Source organism: Leifsonia sp. McL0627 (assembly GCF_058244615.1).
Genome location: NZ_JBZCGM010000002.1, coordinates 1253432 through 1269203 on the forward strand (window position 1 = coordinate 1253432; position 15772 = coordinate 1269203).

Annotated in this window: 17 protein-coding genes and 1 tRNA gene; 12 read left to right on the forward strand and 6 right to left on the reverse strand. The window is 68.1% G+C overall.

The genetic code is table 11. The annotated features are described in order from the left end of the window. Nucleotides 1-193: 193 nt before the first annotated feature. The gene (locus AC37TH_RS06620; protein ID WP_490763545.1) at nt 194-1243 is read right to left on the reverse strand and encodes a zinc-binding dehydrogenase; all 1050 of its coding nucleotides are present in this window, start codon (nt 1241-1243) and stop codon (nt 194-196) included. Between the two features lie 3 nt (nt 1244-1246). After that, nucleotides 1247-1540 carry a GNAT family N-acetyltransferase gene (locus tag AC37TH_RS06625; RefSeq protein ID WP_490763546.1) on the reverse strand — a complete coding sequence of 98 codons (294 nt, stop codon included), beginning with the start codon at nt 1538-1540 and terminating at the stop codon, nt 1247-1249. Between the two features lie 168 nt (nt 1541-1708). On the opposite strand from AC37TH_RS06625, the gene AC37TH_RS06630 reads away from it, so the two are divergent. After that, nucleotides 1709-2485, forward strand: a complete 777-nt coding sequence (locus AC37TH_RS06630) for a dienelactone hydrolase family protein (RefSeq protein ID WP_490763547.1) — start codon at nt 1709-1711, stop codon at nt 2483-2485. A 445-nt stretch (nt 2486-2930) separates the two neighbouring features. Then, nucleotides 2931-3003 (forward strand) — tRNA-Arg (locus AC37TH_RS06635). A gap of 206 nt (nt 3004-3209) precedes the next feature. On the opposite strand, the gene AC37TH_RS06640 is transcribed toward AC37TH_RS06635, so the two are convergent. The 3 genes from AC37TH_RS06640 to AC37TH_RS06650 all read right to left on the reverse strand — a co-directional run bounded on the left by AC37TH_RS06640 (nt 3210) and on the right by AC37TH_RS06650 (nt 5606). Then, nucleotides 3210-3581, reverse strand: a complete 372-nt coding sequence (locus AC37TH_RS06640) for a DUF2510 domain-containing protein (protein WP_490763548.1) — start codon at nt 3579-3581, stop codon at nt 3210-3212. Nucleotides 3582-3871: 290 nt separating this feature from the next. Next, entirely contained in the window at nt 3872-4507 is a 636-nt protein-coding gene (locus AC37TH_RS06645) for a hypothetical protein (protein ID WP_490763549.1), read from the reverse strand. 16 nt (nt 4508-4523) lie between these two features. After that, nucleotides 4524-5606 (reverse strand): helix-turn-helix transcriptional regulator, encoded by a 1083-nt coding sequence (locus AC37TH_RS06650; RefSeq protein ID WP_490763550.1) that lies wholly within the window; start codon nt 5604-5606, stop codon nt 4524-4526. A 99-nt stretch (nt 5607-5705) separates the two neighbouring features. On the opposite strand from AC37TH_RS06650, the gene AC37TH_RS06655 reads away from it, so the two are divergent. Further along, on the forward strand, nt 5706-6131 hold the full coding sequence (locus AC37TH_RS06655; protein WP_490763551.1) for a VOC family protein: 426 nt from the start codon (nt 5706-5708) through the stop codon (nt 6129-6131). A gap of 50 nt (nt 6132-6181) precedes the next feature. On the opposite strand, the gene AC37TH_RS06660 is transcribed toward AC37TH_RS06655, so the two are convergent. After that, on the reverse strand, nt 6182-6541 hold the full coding sequence (locus AC37TH_RS06660; protein ID WP_490763552.1) for a cytoplasmic protein: 360 nt from the start codon (nt 6539-6541) through the stop codon (nt 6182-6184). Between the two features lie 168 nt (nt 6542-6709). On the opposite strand from AC37TH_RS06660, the gene AC37TH_RS06665 reads away from it, so the two are divergent. From AC37TH_RS06665 to AC37TH_RS06705, 9 genes are all read left to right on the forward strand, one after another. Further along, nucleotides 6710-7627, forward strand: a complete 918-nt coding sequence (locus tag AC37TH_RS06665) for a ribokinase (RefSeq protein ID WP_490763553.1) — start codon at nt 6710-6712, stop codon at nt 7625-7627. Continuing rightward, entirely contained in the window at nt 7624-8625 is a 1002-nt protein-coding gene (locus AC37TH_RS06670) for an ABC transporter permease (RefSeq protein WP_490763554.1), read from the forward strand. The genes AC37TH_RS06665 and AC37TH_RS06670 overlap by 4 nt, the downstream gene beginning before the upstream one ends. Nucleotides 8626-8701: 76 nt before the next feature. Further along, nucleotides 8702-9730 carry a sugar ABC transporter substrate-binding protein gene (locus AC37TH_RS06675; RefSeq protein ID WP_490763555.1) on the forward strand — a complete coding sequence of 343 codons (1029 nt, stop codon included), beginning with the start codon at nt 8702-8704 and terminating at the stop codon, nt 9728-9730. 3 nt (nt 9731-9733) lie between these two features. After that, nucleotides 9734-11287, forward strand: a complete 1554-nt coding sequence (locus tag AC37TH_RS06680) for a sugar ABC transporter ATP-binding protein (RefSeq protein WP_490763556.1) — start codon at nt 9734-9736, stop codon at nt 11285-11287. 32 nt (nt 11288-11319) lie between these two features. Then, on the forward strand, nt 11320-11775 hold the full coding sequence (rbsD, locus tag AC37TH_RS06685; RefSeq protein ID WP_490763557.1) for a D-ribose pyranase: 456 nt from the start codon (nt 11320-11322) through the stop codon (nt 11773-11775). Nucleotides 11776-11852: 77 nt separating this feature from the next. Continuing rightward, a complete protein-coding gene (gene deoC, locus AC37TH_RS06690; protein WP_490763558.1) occupies nt 11853-12560 on the forward strand; it encodes a deoxyribose-phosphate aldolase in 708 nt (235 codons plus the stop codon). A gap of 64 nt (nt 12561-12624) precedes the next feature. Beyond that, complete coding sequence (locus tag AC37TH_RS06695) at nt 12625-13365, forward strand: GntR family transcriptional regulator (protein WP_490763559.1); 741 nt, start codon at nt 12625-12627, stop codon at nt 13363-13365. Between the two features lie 120 nt (nt 13366-13485). Continuing rightward, complete coding sequence (locus AC37TH_RS06700; RefSeq protein ID WP_490763560.1) at nt 13486-13935, forward strand: YdeI/OmpD-associated family protein; 450 nt, start codon at nt 13486-13488, stop codon at nt 13933-13935. Between the two features lie 105 nt (nt 13936-14040). After that, nucleotides 14041-15771 (forward strand): ABC transporter ATP-binding protein, encoded by a 1731-nt coding sequence (locus AC37TH_RS06705; protein ID WP_490763561.1) that lies wholly within the window; start codon nt 14041-14043, stop codon nt 15769-15771. Nucleotide 15772: the final 1 nt, after the last annotated feature.

The window sequence follows — 15772 nt, forward strand, 5'->3', positions numbered from 1 at the left end:
AAAGTATGCCTCATACCGCGAAAAAGGCTGGGCTCGATTGCGTAACGGGTTGACCGGTCGGTATGTGACGCGCTTTGCTAGAGGGGTCGGCCGGTGCAGCCGCTGGGATTCAGGGGCCCATTGGGGAGTGCCGGCTACTTACCCGCTGCGTGTGTGGGGGCGAGTGATCTCTCCCACACGCGCCGGGCGGTTGTCACTCCGGCATGGTGACGACGACCTTGCGGCCACGCGCGGCCCTGTCGGCCTCGCGGTGCGCCTCCCGGATGCGCTCGAACCGCACGGCGTCGACGGCCGGCGCCGTCAGTTCGCCGGCCGCGAGCATCCCGAGCAGTGCGGTGAGGCTGCGCCGGTAGTCGTTGCGTCTCGTCGCCACCAGCAGCGGCACGGAGCAGACGCGCTCGCGCTGCTCTCCCCACCGGCGTGAGGCAGCCGTCAGCGATCCGCGCAGCGAGTCGCCGCGTTCGTGTCCTCTGCGCCCCACGAACGCCGTGCGCACCACCGTGCCGCGCGGCGCGAGGGCGCCGAGAACGGCGGGCGAACCCGTGTGGTCGATCACCGCGTCGACGCCTCCGCCGCTCGCGTTCTTCACGCGCGCCGCCCAGAGCGGGTCGGTGTAGTCGACGAATGTCACGCCGAGCGCCTCCGCGTCGGCGCGCGACCGCAGCGATGCGCTGCCGAACACGCGCAGTCCGTCGCGCGCCGCGAGTTGTGCGGCGAACGAGCCGACCGGCCCGGTGACGCCCTGCACGAGCACGCTGCCGCCCGTTTGCACTGCCGCGAGCCGCAGTGCGTGGGAGGCGGTGATCAGGTCGAGCGGGGCCGTCGCGGCGACCGCGGAGTCGAGAGTGTCCGGCACGGGAGCGAGGAGGTTCGCCGGGATCACCAGGCGGGTGGCGTGCGCACCCATGCGCGGGAGCACACCTGCGATGCGCGCGCCCGGACGCAACCCGAGCACGGCGGAGACGGCGGATTCGGTTTCGAGCACGCCGACGAAGTCGTAGCCGGTGACGAACCCCGGCACCGGCTGGAGGACGTACCCTCCGCGGCGCGCGAGCACGTCTGTCGAGCCCAGGGAGGCGTGGGTGACGCGCACGACGACCTCGGTGCCGCGCGGTCCGCGGACCTCCTCGTCGACGAGGGTGACGACGTCGGCGTCACCGAACGCGGTGACCCGCGCTGCGACCCGCGCGATGACCCGCGCTGAGCCCCGCGTCGAGACCGTGGCCGCGCTCTGTGCGGCCACCCGTCAGCCTGCCTGGCGGGCGAGCAGCCCCGCCCGTTCCTGGTGCGCCTCGAACCAGTCTGCGACGTACCAGCACATCGGCACGATGCGCAGTTCGGTGTTCGCCTCGATGTCGTCCACCGCGTATTCGACCAGCTGGGCCGCGTACCCATTGCCGCGTTTCGCCGGGGTGGTGAACGCCCGTGTCAGCGAGATCGACCCGCCCAGGATGCTGTAGTCGAGCACGCCGACCAGCTCGCCGTCGATGTGCATCGCGTACCGTTTCGCGTCGGTCTCGTTGCTGAACTCCGTGGCCATGCGCCCATCGTACGTCCGTCGCGCGCGAAGGGAACCCGAGGTAGGCTGACGACGTGGGAACCCGACCCGCACCCCTTCGGGCTTCCGCGCGCAATTCCGCGTTCGAGCCACAGCAGGCCAGGCCGCAGGCGACATCCGTCGCCCGTGCACGTCGATTCTGGAGCCGCTGTGACGTTCGATTCCCCGTCGCCCCTCTCGCCCGCCCATGAGGCACTGCTCGCGCAGGTGCCCATCCGCGATCACACGGTGATCGAGGCGGAGACGATCGCGTACGAGCACGAGGGGGTCGCCCTCGAAGGCTATCTGGCACGGGATGCGCAGGCCGACGAACGGCGCCCGGCGGTGCTCCTGCTGCACGACTGGCACGGCGTCGGCGACACCGTCAAGATGCGCGCCCAGATGCTCGCGCGCCTCGGCTACGTGGCGTTCGCCGCCGACCTCTATGGCGCGGGCGTCCGTCCCCAGGGTGATGCGGCGTCCGCGGAGGCCGGCAAGTACTACCGCGACCTCCCTCTGCTGCGCAGCAGGGTCGCCGCCGGGTTCACGGTGCTGCAGCAGCACGCCACCGTCGACCCGGCCCGGCTGGCCGTGATCGGATACTGCTTCGGAGGAACGGCGGCCATCGAGTTCGCGCGCACCGGCGCTCCCGCTCGTGGGGTGGTGTCGCTCCACGGCGGCCTGATCGCCCACGATCCGCCCGACGCGGCCGCGATCGCCGCCTCCCTGGTGGTGCTCACGGGGGGAGACGACCCCGTCGTCCCTCCCGAGTCCGTCGTCGCGTTCGAGGACGAGCTGCGCACTGCGCCGCACGTGGACTGGCAGCTCACGACGTACTCCGGCGCCCCGCACGCGTTCACCATCCCCGGAACCGACCGCTACCGGCCGCGGGCGGATGCCCGGAGCTGGCGGGCGCTCGTCTGCTTCCTCGACGAGGTGTTCGCCTGAGCGGTACCCTCGCAGCCATGGACCACCCGGAACTGTTCGACCCAGACGACCCGTTCGTCGAGCGGATGCGCACCATCTGCCTGCGCTTCCCGGACGCCGTCGAGGTGTCGGCGTGGGGTCGCCCGACGTTCCGCGCAGGCAAGAAGGTCTTCGCGCTCGCCGGGAGCGGCCTGGCACGCCCGTACTCCCTCGTGTTCAAGCCGGATCCGGAGGAGGCGCTCGGCGTTCCACGAGGACGCCCGTTTCTTCGTCCCGAAATACTGGGGCGCATCCGGTTGGCTGGGCATCGACATCGCCCAGGAAGCGGGCGATCCGGTATGGACAGAGGTCGCAGAATTGATCGAGACCTCGTACCGGCAGGTGGCGTTGAAGCGCCAATTGGCGGTACTGGACGGTGTCATGTAAGCTCTAATCCGGCCCGCGAGCAGCAATGTTCGAAGGCATTGCGCCCGTAGCTCAACGGATAGAGCATCTGACTACGGATCAGAAGGTTGGGGGTTCGAATCCCTCCGGGCGCACACTGGTTGAGACAGTAGACACAACCCCCGCTTCGAGCGGGGGTTGTGTCGTTAACGCCTTCAGCGAACCATTCAAGCGGCGGACCCACGATAGTTGCCCAGCGAGCTTCGAGGACTACTTCAAGCAGACTGAGATGCTGGTGCGTGATCGTCCCGGACACGAAAGGCCGTGGGTCAGAATCGTGCCAGAATTCACACCCGCGCCACTACATGAGCCCGGTGAAGGATCGCAACAGGAATAAGACGGCCAATGTGATCGCAGACGCTCCGACAATGATGCCAGCGACAGCTAGCCCGCGACCGCGCCGCGTCTTATCTGCGTAGCCGCCAATTGAAACGATCAAGCCGAACAGCCCCAGCAGAATGCCGAGCACGGAGATGGCGGCAAACACGAAGCCAACGCACGAGAGGATGAATCCGGCGATGCTGATTCCGCTGAATGGCGTATGGGGCGCCTGAACCACGACTGGCGCGTATGCGTCAGTCCAGCGGAAGCCGTCCCACCACCGCAGACGTCCCTGTCCGTCGTTATACCAGCCTGCCGGGACGGTCGGGGGTGGTGTGATTGATTCGCTCATGGGCAGATCGTAAAGCCTTCCTCCTGTTTCGGCCATCGTGGCGGTACGGGACTTGCTTAAGGGTGTGTGCACTTGTGTGTGCACACGGTGGGAGACGAGGCGGCACCACCTGCACGATGACCCATATCTACCAGCGGGAATCCCCGTGTTTGCGGTATCCAGCACACTTGGTGCACCCAGTGCCACGACCGCCCCTTTTCTACGGAGAAGGTTGGGGGTTCGAATCCCTCCGGGCGCACACTGGTTGAGACAGTAGACACGGCCCCCGCTTCGAGCGGGGGTTGTGTGTCTTAACCGCCCAGCGCCGCGACGATGGTCTGGGCCTGGTCCCAGTACTGCGAGTAGTAGTTCGCGTCGGCGTTCACCTGGACCGCGTGCGCGAGGGCGCTGGGGTCCATCGTCTGCCAGCCGTCGATGCTGGTCAGCTTCTGGAAGAAGTTGGACGCCGCCGTGTACGGATCCATCCGATCGGCGAGAGTGCCCCACGCGCCGTTGTCGCGCTGCTGGAACAGGCCGCGGCTGTCCGCTCCTGCTGCGTCGCCGTAGTCGAGGTTGCGCAGCCCGGTCTCGCCGATCGCGGTCATCACTCCGACCGCTTGCGTGTGCGTTCCGATTCCTTGGTCGCGCGCGGCGTTCATGATGTGGGCGGCCATGATCAGTTGCGGCTGGCAGAACCCCGCCACCGGCCCAGCGGGCACGATGATCGTGCCCACCGTCGCCGGAGCGGCGGCAGGACAGGTGGGTGCCGGCTTCGCGGCAGGCTGCGCTGTGAACGCCGACGACACAGCGGGGCCGACCCATGCGGCGGCGAACCAGCCGGCCGTCGCGATCAGGATGACGGCGATCAGCCCGATGAGCAGCTTTCTCAGAATGACCTCCTGCCGTCGTGACGAGGCTTCGACATTACTGTCGGCGGCTGCGTCCAACCTATGGCAGACCTGATCATGTGCCGGATTCGGGCGGGACGCCCTGGCTGCTCACCCCGCCGCCTACCGCCGCCGCATACCGCCGCGCCAGCGTGCCGAACGCCTCCGCCAACGGCTCAGGATGCGCGTCGGACACCTCCGTGTCGAAGCGCCCGAGCGATGCCGCCAGCGCCACCCACGACCACGACCCCAGGTGGATGCGGCACCGCCCGTCGCCGAGGTCGTCGACCACCGCGTCGCCCGCGAACGGAAGCACAGCGGCGGGGGGAAGGTGCAGGGTCGCACTCCCGCGGCACGGCCACTCGTTGCCACCGGTCGAGCCCTTGAACCGCGCGGACACATACGCCTGAACGTCACCGCCCGGCACCGTCCGCGGCACGAACCGACGGCCGTTCGGCGTGCGCGGCACGATCCGGTCCACCCGGAAGATGCGCCAGTCGTCGAGGTCGAGCTCCCAGGCGACGAGGTACCAGCGTTCGTTCGCGACCACGAGGCGATGCGGTTCGACGCGTCGCGGCGGGAGGACGGGCTGGTCCGACGTGTCCGCCTCGCCTCCCGCATCCCGGCGCGCGTAGTCGAAGCGCAACGTCTCCCTCCCGTGCACCGCAGCGGCCACCGCCAGCAGCACCACCGCATCCACTGGTGGTGTGGCGTTGTTCTGCTCGTTCGGGATCGCCGAGAAGTCGAGCGCATCCATCCGGTGCCGCAGCCGGGAGGGCATGACCTGCCGCACGGTGGTGAGCGCCCGTAACGCCGCCTCGCCGATGCCGACACCCGCTCCGCCTGGTCCGCCTACTCCGCCGCCCGCTCCGGCCCCGGCGCCGCTGAGCGCTGCCGAGCGCAACGCCACCGCGATCGCGATCGCCTGGTCGTCGTCGAAAAGCAGCGGCGGGAGGTCGGCGCCGGCGTCGAGACGGTAGCCGCCGTCCGGGCCTTTGGTGGCGAGGATGGTGTATCCCATCTCGCGCAGGCGGTCCACATCGCGGCGCACGGTCCGGTGGCTGATGCCGAGTCGTTCGGCCAGGATCCCGCCCGGCCAGTCTCGTCGCGCCTGCAGCAGCGACAGCAGTGTCAGGAGGCGGGAGGTGGTCGTCGGCATGACCTCAGACTAGGTCGAGTAGAGGACCGAAGCTGTCCTCTTCACCCGAGAGAGTGGTGCTGCCCGGACAGACCGGGCGAACGTCAGCGAGGAGCAGACATGTCCGTCATCACCACACCCCACCTCAACTTCCGCGGAGACGCCGCGGCGGCCTTGCAGTTCTACCACTCCGTCTTCGGTGGGCAGCTCGTCGTCGTCACCAACACAGACGCCCACTCCGTCGAGACGCCCGCGGAGGCCGACCAGGTCAAGTTCGGCCAGGTCGTCGGCGCGAACGGCTTCCAGATCATGGCGTTCGACGTACCGGCCAGCGTCGCATACGACCAGGGGGAGAAGTCCGTCTACGTGTCCGTCCGCGGCGACTCCGCCGAGGAGATCGCCGAGCGCTGGGGCAAGCTCGCGGTGGGCTCGACCATCATCGAGGACCTCGGCCCGTCGGCGTTCTCGCCCGTGTACGGGATGCTCAAGGACCGCTTCGGCGTCGTGTGGGTGCTCGACGTCGCGGTGGCGTGGGACGCGTCCTGAGCTGATGGGTGGCGCCCGCCCACGTGACCGTGCGGCGGGCGCACCCGGAGTCACCCGGTCGCATCCGGCCCCACCGGGCCTGCGGCGTCCGGCCGGGCGGCCCCCGCCGCGTCCCCTTTGAGCTCGATCAGGATGGTGTGCGTCGGCGTCGCTCCGACGTTCTCGCCCGAGTGCCGCTGGGCAGGCAGCCAGACCGCCTCACCCGCCTCCAGGTGCACGGAGCGTTCCCTGCCGGGGGTGCGCAGGTGACGGTCGAAGTCGGTCAGGGCGACCAGCACGCTGTTCGGATGGTCGTGGTCGTTGGTGCGGACGCCGGGCGTGTCCGTGTATTCGAGCACGCGGACGAACTCGTTCTCCCAGAGCAGTCGGTAATTCTGCGGGTCGGTGCTGATCGGGTCGTCGGTGACCATGCGGCGAGGATACGCCGGTTCGGGTGTCGGCCGCGAGCGGGTGACGGGATTGTGAGTGGGACGCTCTCGCGCCGCCCGGCGACGACGATGGCTTGACGCGTGGACAACTATGTACATAGACTCACTCATGTTCATAGTTGTCCACGTACAAGGAAGTACCCAGAATCAATGAAGATCGCTGTTGTAGGTAGCTACGGTGCCGGCCTCACCATGCGCGTACCGCTGGCTCCGGAAGCCGGAGAGACAGTATCGGGCGGCACGTTCGACAGCGGCCCCGGCGGCAAAGGCTCGAACCAGGCGGTCGCCGCCGCGCGGCTCGGTGCCGAGGTGTCCCTGCTCACGGCGGTCGGGGATGACGACTTCGGCCGTGCCGCCCGCGAACTCTGGCGCGCAGAGGGGGTCGACGCGGCCAAGGTGATGACGGGCGCCGGGGCGACGATGGTCGGCTTCATCCTGGTCGAGCCGTCCGGCGAGAACCGTATCGCGATCGCCCCCGGCTCCCTCGACGAGCTGGACGCTGCCGCGGTCGAGACCTTCAGAGCGGAGATCGCCGCAGCCGACATCCTGGTGGTCTCGATGGAGATCCCGATGGATGCGGTCGTCGCGGCCCTGCGCATCGCGCGTCAGGAAGGCACCACCACGCTGCTCAATCCCGCCCCGGCGAAGGTTCTGCCCGACGAGGCGTGGGCGCTCATCGACATCGTGACCCCCAATCAGACGGAGGCGCCTGTCCTGCTCGGCCTCGACGCCGACCACGGCCGAAGCGAGCAGGAACTCGTCGCGGCCCTTCGCGAACGTTTCGACGGTGCGGTCATCCTGACGCGCGGCTCACACGGCGCACTGCTCGCCGACGGCGACACCATCGCGACCGTGCCGCCGACTATCCCGGCCAGGGTCGTCGACACCACGGGAGCAGGCGACGCGTTCACCGCGGCACTCGCCGTCGGCATCGCCGAGGGCAGCTCCCTCGCGGAGGCGGCGGCTTTCGCGGCACTCGCCGGCGCCCACACCGTATCCATTCCAGGGGTGATCCCCGCTCTCCCCACCCGCGCCCAGCTCACCCCGACGATTGGATCCACCCGATGACCGCGACAACAGCCGCACCGCGCCGCACCGCGATCGACTTCCGCAAGGTCCTGCACGCTCGCGAATCCGGAGTCTTCGCCGCGCTGGTGCTGCTCTTCATCCTCGGCACCGTGCTGTCGCCGAGCTTCCTGCAGGGCGGCAACCTGCTGTCGGTCGGCCAGCAAGTCTCGCAGATCGGAATCATGGCCGTCGGCGCGACCTTCGTGATCGTCAACGGCGAGATCGACCTCTCCGTCGGCTCCATCTACGCGCTCTCTGCGATCAGCACTGGCATGGCGATCGCCGCAGGGATGGCGTGGCCGGTCGCGATCGTGATCGGTCTGCTCGTCGGGGTCGTCGCCGGCCTCCTCAACGGTCTGGCGGTGGTGCTGCTCGGTGTCCCGTCGTTCATCGTGACGCTCGGAAGCCTCAGCGTGTTCCGTGGCGTCGCCCTGCTCATCTCCGACGGCGCCCCCATCTCGCTCAGCGCGAGCAAGCCGGGTGTCGCCGAGTTCAACCTGCTCGGGCAGGGACGGCTCTTCGGGGTCATCCCAATGCAGCTGCTGATCTTCATCGTCATCGTCGCCCTGGGCGTCGTGCTCCTCTCGCGTTCCCGGCTCGGCTTCAACACCTACGCGGTCGGAGGGAACAAGGAGGCGGCCAGGCTGGTCGGCATCAATGTCTCCGGCGTGAAGGTCGCCGCCTTCGTGCTCTCCGGATTCACGGCGGCCCTCGCGGGCATCCTCGGGCTCTCGTTCCTTTCATACGTGCAGGGCGTCACGGGCACCGGCCTCGAACTCACTGTCATCTCGGCCGTCATCATCGGCGGCGCTGCTCTCTTCGGCGGCTCGGGAACCATGTGGGGGACCGTCATCGGCGTCGTCTTCATCGGGGTGCTTCAGAACATCCTCAACATCAACGGCATCTCATCGTTCTGGCAGACCGTCGTCACCGGTCTCGTCATCGTCGCCGCCGTCGCGGCAGACACCTGGCAGCGCAAACGCAAAACCCGCGCGTGACACCGGATGCGCCGACGAAGGCGCATCCGGAAGCAGCACCGTTCAGCACCACGTCATCACACACGAAGGAGTACTGATGTCTTTCCGCACCATGTCCCGCCGCGTCGTCGCGGCGGGAGCCCTGACCGCCGCACTGGCCATCGCCATCACCGGCTGCGGCGCGATCACCAACGCAACGGCAGATTCGACTTCCGGCGGCGGCTTCCAGCTCGCCGACTACATCCAGAAGCGGGTGGACGGCGGCGAGAAGCTGCGTATCAAGCTCAGCTACCACGACCCCTCCCTCGCGTTCGCGACGCCCATCGGGCAGGGAATGAAGAAGGCGGGAGCCGAACTCGGCGCCGACGTCCAGCTCATCGGCCCGACCGGCGGGGACGCGGCGAAACAGGTCGCAGAGCTGCAGACGCTGATCCAGCAGAAGTCGGTCGATGGGCTCGCCGTTTCGTCCGCGAGCTCGGACGCGCTCAAGCCGGTGATCGCCGAGGCATACAACGCAGGCATCCCGATCATCTCGTTCAACACGGACAACCCTGACTCCAAGCAGATGGGGTTCGTCGGTCAAGACCTGAAGGCGTCAGGGAAGTCGGAGGCCGAAGAGCTGCGCAAGGCGCTCGGCGACACGGCGACGGGCAAGGTCGTCGTGTTCTCGCTCGACACCGGCGCCGGCTGGTCCAACGACAGGTTCGGCGGTTTCAAAGAGGGGATGAAAGGCTCCCCTCTCGAACTCGTCGGGCCGGTGAACGTCGGCAACGAGCCGAACGCGGCATACAACGTCGTCGACTCGACCATGTCAGGGCAGACCGGCGTCGTCGCCATCGCCGGCCTCGACTGCTGCAGCACCACCGCATCCGCCAAGTGGGTGCAGCAGTCGGGCAACGCAGGGAAGATCACCACGGTCGGCTTCGACCTCCTCCCGCAGACGGCGGAGTTCATCAAGGACGGCGTGATGACGTTCACCATCAGCCAGAACCCGTCCGAACAGGGCTACCAGGCGGTGAAGGTGCTCGTCGACTTCCTGAAGGACGGGAAGAAGATCTCGGGCGTCGACACCGGTGCGCAGATCATCACCAAGGACAACCTGTCCGAAGCAACGGTGGAGGGCTAGACCATGACGCTCCCGTCGTTCGGCGATGTCGCAGCCGTGAAGCCGCGCCCCGCCATCCGCATCACCGGGCTCAGCCGCCGGTTTGGCCCTGTGCGTGCGCTGGAGGACGTGACCTTCGAAGTTCCGGAGGGCGAGGTGACGGCCCTGCTCGGCGAGAACGGCGCAGGCAAGTCGACACTGCTCAAGGTGCTCGCAGGTCTGCAGCCGCCGAGCGACGGGAGCATCACCGTCGGCGACGCCCCGGTGACCCGGTTCGACCCGCACACCATGCTCACAGAGCACGGCATCGCCATCGTGCCGCAGGAGCTGTCGCTGCTGCCGGAGCGAACCGTGGCAGAGAACATCCTGGTGGGGGTGGAGCCAGGACATCGCTGGTTCCCGTCGAGGCGCAGGATGACCGCCCGCGCCCTCGAACTTCTAGCGCAACTCGATCTCAGTCTCGACCCGGCCGCAGCGGTCGGGACGCTCGATCTGGCGACACAACAGCTGATCGTCGTCGCACGCTCCATTGCACGCGGCTGCCGCATCCTGATCCTGGACGAACCGACGTCGGTGCTGACGCCGGCGGAGTCGGAGCGTCTGTTCGCCCTCATGGCGACCCTCAAAGCGCAGGGGACGACCATCGTCTACGTCTCCCACCGCATGCCGGAGGTGTTCCGGCTCGCCGACCAGATCGAGGTGCTGCGGGACGGCAGGCACGTCGCCTCCTGGCGTCGGTCCGAGACGACACCGGAGCAGGCCGTCGCAGCGATGGTGGGCCGCGAGCTCGGCAACCTCAGCCGGCGAGCGGAGACCACCGACCGGAGCAGCTGGCTGGATGCGCCTCCCGCGCTCGCCGCGACGGGTCTCACCGGCCGGGCGCACCACGATGTGACCTTCGAGGTGCGCCCCGGCGAGATCCTGGGCTTCGCGGGGCTGCCGGACAGTGGGCGCGTCGAGATGCTGCGCAACCTCTTCGGGGCCGACAAGGGTGCAGGAGGGGACGTAACGCTGCTCGGGGCGCCGTATCAGCAGCGGTCGCCCGGCGAGTCTGTGCGACGCAGGCTCGCTTTCGTGCCCGGCGAGCGGAGAGCGCAAGGGCTGCTCAGCACGATGAGCGTCGGTGAGAACATCGGCGTCCTCGAGGTGCGCAGGCTCACCAGGTTCGGCCTGGTGCGCCGACGTCAGTTCGACCGCGATGCCGCCGCGCTCTCCGCCGCGATGACCGTGAAGACCGCCTCGCTCGACACCCCCATCGTCAATCTCTCCGGCGGCAACCAGCAGAAAGCGATGCTCGGACGCTGGATGGCCATCCAGCCCGGCGTCCTGGTGCTCGACGAGCCGACCAGGGGCGTCGACGTCGGGGCACGGGCCGAGATCTACGAGCAGCTGTACGCGCTCACCGCCAGCGGGGTCGCGATCGTCTGCTCGTCGTCCGACCTGCCGGAGCTCCTGACGATCACCGACCGGATCGCCGTCATGGCGGAGGGGCGCATCGTCGCGGTGCTCGACACGGCCCACGCGACGGAGGAGTCGATCATGTCCGCCGCCACCGGCGCGAACGCGACCGCCGCCTGACCTGCCCGACCTTCACCGAAAGGACCTGACACATGAAGAAGAACGGCATCCTGAACGCCGAACTGAGCGGCGCGATCGCCACGCTCGGTCACACCGACCTGATCCTCGTCGTCGACGCAGGGTTCCCGATCCCGCGCGACGCCCACCGCATCGACCCGGCGCTCGCAGAGAATCTTCCCGACCTGCGCACCGTGCTCGGCCTGATCAGCGACGAGCTGGTCGTCGAAGGCGTCATCCGCGCCGACGACGTGGTCACCAACAATTCGCGACTGGACGAGTGGCTGCTGTCCAGGTTCACGGGCGCGGAGTTCAGCACACGCACGCACGCAGACATGCTGGGCGCCGTGGCAGCCCAGGCGAAGGTCATCGTGCGCACCGGCGCCTTCGAGCCGTGGGGCAACATCGGCCTCGTCTGCGGCGTGGATGTTCCCCGCTGGTTCGGGGGAGACGGAGTGATCGCGCCCGACTACTACGCCGACCGGCTCTGAACGAGCCGCTTCGGCCCCGACCTGCACCACCACCAGATGCACCGCACCAGCGGTGCCCGCGAAAGGAAACAGAAACCGTGACTGACACTTCGACCACCGAGCTGACTCTCGCTCCGGCCGAGCTCGCCCCATACATCCAGCACACCAAGATCGAGGCGGGCCTGACCCGCGACGAGATGATCGCCCACGCCAGGGAGACGGTCGAGTACGGCTTCAACGCCGCGATGGTCCCCGCATCCTGGGTCGACGTGGTCGCAGCCGAGCTGGCGGGCACCGGGGTCGGCATCGCCACGGCACTCGACTTCCCGACGGTCGGCGTGACGACCAGCGCGGGCAAGGCGGCGGAAGCCGAGTCGATCGCCAAGCTCGGAGCGACCCAGCTCGATATCGGCGTGCAGATCGGCTGGCTGAAGAGCGGGATGTACGACGCCTTCCGCGACGACATCGCCGGTGTCGTGAGGGCGGCCGGCATCCCGGTCAAGGTCATGCTCGAACTGCCCCTCCTCACCCCGGACGAGCGTCGCGCGGCCGTCGAGCTGTCGATGGATGCGGGCGTCGCCTTCCTGAAGAACGCGTCGAGCGGGCAGATCGAGACCGCCAGCCCGGAGAGCGTCCGCTACCTGGTCGGTCTCGCCAGGCCCGGCGTGCTCGTGAAGGCGTCCGGCTCGATCAAGAGCTACCCGCAGGCGCTCGGCCTGCTCCGCGCGGGGGCGAGCCTGCTCGGCACCAGCGCAGGACTCTCGATCATCACCGACTCCGGCGACGAGAACACGACGAGCTACTGAGAGGCGCCGCCGTCCCGACTGCCGTAGTGTCGGGACGGCGGTGAGCAACCGAAAGAGGGGGAACGTGACCGACGACCTCGACAGAGACGCGCCCGTCGCACTGCACAGCCAGATCTCCGAACGCATCCGCACCAGGATCGCGTCGGGCGAATGGCCTGCTCACTACCGGCTCAAGAGCGAGCCGGAGCTCGCACACGACCTCGGTGTGAGCCGCGGCACCCTGCGGCGCGCTCTCACCACGTTGATCGAGGAAGGCCTGCTGCGGCAAATAAGGGGCAAGGGGACGTTCGTCACCTCGACCACAATCGAGCCGGCCATCGCGCAGAGGCTCAGCACGCTCTCCGAGGATTTCGCCAACCAGGGGATCGTCACGCAGACGGACGTGATCGAGTGCCGGCTGATCGAGCCGCCTAGACCCGTCGCAGCGCTCCTCGATGTGGCGGTCGGCGCGAGAGTGCTTAAGCTGGTGCGTCTGCGCAGCACCGACCGTGGCCCCGTCGCTCTGCTGTACAACTACGTCAGGGCGGATCTGGCGCCTGGCATCGAGAAGACCGACTTCCGCACGGCGAGCCTGTTCGGCACGTTGGAGGGCGCCTACCACCTCAAGATCGGGAGCGCCCGCCGCACCTTCTCGGCTGAGGCCGCCTCCGGAGAGGCCGCCTCGGCACTCGATCTGCCACCCGGTGCTCCCGTGCAGTATCTCCAGCAGGTCACATACTTGGCGGACGACCGGCCGGTCGAGTACTCAGACGTCTGGATCCATAGCGAGAAGCTGCGGGTCACGTCGCTGCTCTCGCGGCGCTGAGCCGGGGTGTCGCCGGGCGCCGTCCTGCGCAACGACTTGGATCTCGACGGCCTGGCCCGCTGACCGGGCTCGTGTTAACGTCTCACTCGTAGCGCCTCCGCTGAGGCATCCGCGAAAGGAATGACCGTGGTCAGGTTCCGAACGACCCTGCTGGGAGCAGGCGGCAACAACGTCGGCATCGTCGTGCCGGAGGAGGTCGTGCTCGGTTTCGGGCGTGGCAAGCGCGTACCCGTCGTGGTCACGATCGACGGCGGGTACTCGTACAGGAACACCATCGCGTCGATGGGAGGACGTTTCCTGATCTCGTTCAACGCCGAGACGAGGGCTGCCACGGGCAGGGGTGCAGGTGACGAGGTCGAGGTCACCCTCGAGGTGGACGACGCCCCGCGGACCGTCGATGTGCCGGCGGAGCTCGCCACCGCTTTCGAGGCGGAGCCCGGCGCTGCGGCGGCCTGGGCGGCGCTGTCGTACAGCAAGCAGCGCGGCCACGCCGAGGCGATCCAGCGAGCCAAGGGTGCTGACACCAAGGCGCGACGCGTCCAGAGCGTGCTGGAGGCGCTCCGCTCGTAGACCCCGCGTGAAGAATGCGACGCTGCAAATTTCAGGTCCGGTGTCACGAATGTCGGAGGTCTCTGACAAACTCTTCAGGTACTGCAAAAGCCACCTGGGGGAATTGTGATCCTGCTCCGTCTGACCCTGCGTCACGCGCGCCCCTATGTCTGGGGCATCGTGGGTGTCGTCGTGCTCCAATTGGCGTCCACCATCGCCGCCCTTTTCCTGCCGAGCCTCAACGCCCAGATCGTCGACAAGGGCGTCGTCACCGGCGACACCGACTTCATCTGGAACACCGGCATGACCATGCTGGTCGTCTGTCTTGCTCAGGTGCTCACCGCCGTCGGCGGCATCTATTTCGGCGCGAAGGTGTCGATGGCGGTCGGCCGCGACCTGCGCCGTGAGGTGTACCGCAAGGTCGACTCCCTGAGCGCGCTCGACGTCGGCCGGTGGGGAACGGCCACGCTCATCACCCGCAACACGAACGACGTGCAGCAGGTGCAGATGCTCGTGCTGATGACCCTCAACTTCATGGTGTCGACGCCGATCATGTGCATCGGCGGAATCATCATGGCCGTGCGAGAAGACCTCGGGCTGTCCTGGCTGGTCTGGGTGTCCGTGCCCGTCCTGTTCCTGGTCGTCGGCATCCTGGTCGTGCTGCTGCTCCCGATGTTCCGCGAGATGCAGGATCGCATCGACAAGGTCAACGGTGTGCTGCGCGAGCAGATCGTCGGCATCCGGGTCATCAGGGCGTTCGTCCGTGAGCCGTTCGAGTCCGAGCGCTACGCCGAAGCCAACCTCGCCCTCACCAGGATCTCGGTCAGGGTCGGCAACATCTTCGTCCTGATGTTCCCGGTGATCATGGTCATCCTGCACCTTGCGACCGCCGCCGTCCTCTGGTTCGGTGGGCAACGAGTGGATGCGGGTCAGATGCAGGTCGGATCGCTCACCGCGTTCCTGCAATACCTGCTCATGATCCTCACCGCGGTCATGATGGGCGTGTTCATGGTCATGATGATCCCGCGCGCCGTCGTCTGCGCCGGTCGCATCGACGAGGTGCTGTCCACCGACCCGTCGGATGCCGGACGCACCGGGGATGCCCCGCTGCCGCCCTCGGGGCGCGTCGAGTTCCAGGACGTCAGCTTCGGATACCCCGGTGCGGAGAAGCCGGTGCTGAGCGGCATCGACTTCGTGGCCGAGCAGGGCAAGACCACCGCGATCGTCGGCTCCACCGGAGCGGGCAAGACCACGCTGGTCAACCTCGTGCCCAACCTCTACACCCCGCAGCAGGGCTCCGTGACGGTCGGCGGCGTGCGGGTCGACTCTCTCACCAGGTCACAGCTCGCCGGTGTCCTCGGGCTCGTGCCTCAGCGTCCGTACCTCTTTTCCGGCACCATCGCGTCCAACCTCCGCTTCGGCCGACCGGACGCGACGGACGCCGAACTGTGGGAGGCGCTGCGCGTCGCCCAGGCGGACGACTTCGTCCGCGCCAAAGAGGGCGGCCTGGATGCCCGCATCTCGCAGGGAGGCACGAACGTCTCCGGCGGCCAGCGCCAACGTCTCTGCATCGCCAGGGCGCTGGTCTCCCAGCCGCACGTGTTCCTCTTCGACGACTCGTTCTCCGCGCTCGACGTCGCGACAGACGCCCGCCTCCGCGCGGCCCTCGCCGACGCGACGAGCGATGCGGCGGTGATCGTGGTCGCACAGCGCGTGTCGACCATCCGGGAGGCCGACAGCATCATCGTCCTCGACGAGGGCCGCATCGTCGGCCGCGGAACGCATGACGAACTCCTCGAGACGAGCGAGACCTACCGCGAGATCGTCGAATCGCAGCTGAGCCTGGAGGTGGCCTGAG

What these genes read in the sequence shown, in the direction of transcription:
- AC37TH_RS06625 (WP_490763546.1), bottom strand. Translation starts at nt 1,540, where the DNA reads ATGGCCACGGAGTTCAGCAACGAGACCGACGCGAAACGGTACGCGATG.
- AC37TH_RS06640 (WP_490763548.1), bottom strand. Translation starts at nt 3,581, where the DNA reads ATGAGCGAATCAATCACACCACCCCCGACCGTCCCGGCAGGCTGGTAT.
- AC37TH_RS06650 (WP_490763550.1), bottom strand. Translation starts at nt 5,606, where the DNA reads ATGCCGACGACCACCTCCCGCCTCCTGACACTGCTGTCGCTGCTGCAG.
- AC37TH_RS06655 (WP_490763551.1), top strand. Translation starts at nt 5,706, where the DNA reads ATGTCCGTCATCACCACACCCCACCTCAACTTCCGCGGAGACGCCGCG.
- AC37TH_RS06660 (WP_490763552.1), bottom strand. Translation starts at nt 6,541, where the DNA reads ATGGTCACCGACGACCCGATCAGCACCGACCCGCAGAATTACCGACTG.
- AC37TH_RS06665 (WP_490763553.1), top strand. Translation starts at nt 6,710, where the DNA reads ATGAAGATCGCTGTTGTAGGTAGCTACGGTGCCGGCCTCACCATGCGC.
- AC37TH_RS06670 (WP_490763554.1), top strand. Translation starts at nt 7,624, where the DNA reads ATGACCGCGACAACAGCCGCACCGCGCCGCACCGCGATCGACTTCCGC.
- AC37TH_RS06675 (WP_490763555.1), top strand. Translation starts at nt 8,702, where the DNA reads ATGTCTTTCCGCACCATGTCCCGCCGCGTCGTCGCGGCGGGAGCCCTG.
- AC37TH_RS06680 (WP_490763556.1), top strand. Translation starts at nt 9,734, where the DNA reads ATGACGCTCCCGTCGTTCGGCGATGTCGCAGCCGTGAAGCCGCGCCCC.
- rbsD (WP_490763557.1), top strand. Translation starts at nt 11,320, where the DNA reads ATGAAGAAGAACGGCATCCTGAACGCCGAACTGAGCGGCGCGATCGCC.
- AC37TH_RS06700 (WP_490763560.1), top strand. Translation starts at nt 13,486, where the DNA reads ATGACCGTGGTCAGGTTCCGAACGACCCTGCTGGGAGCAGGCGGCAAC.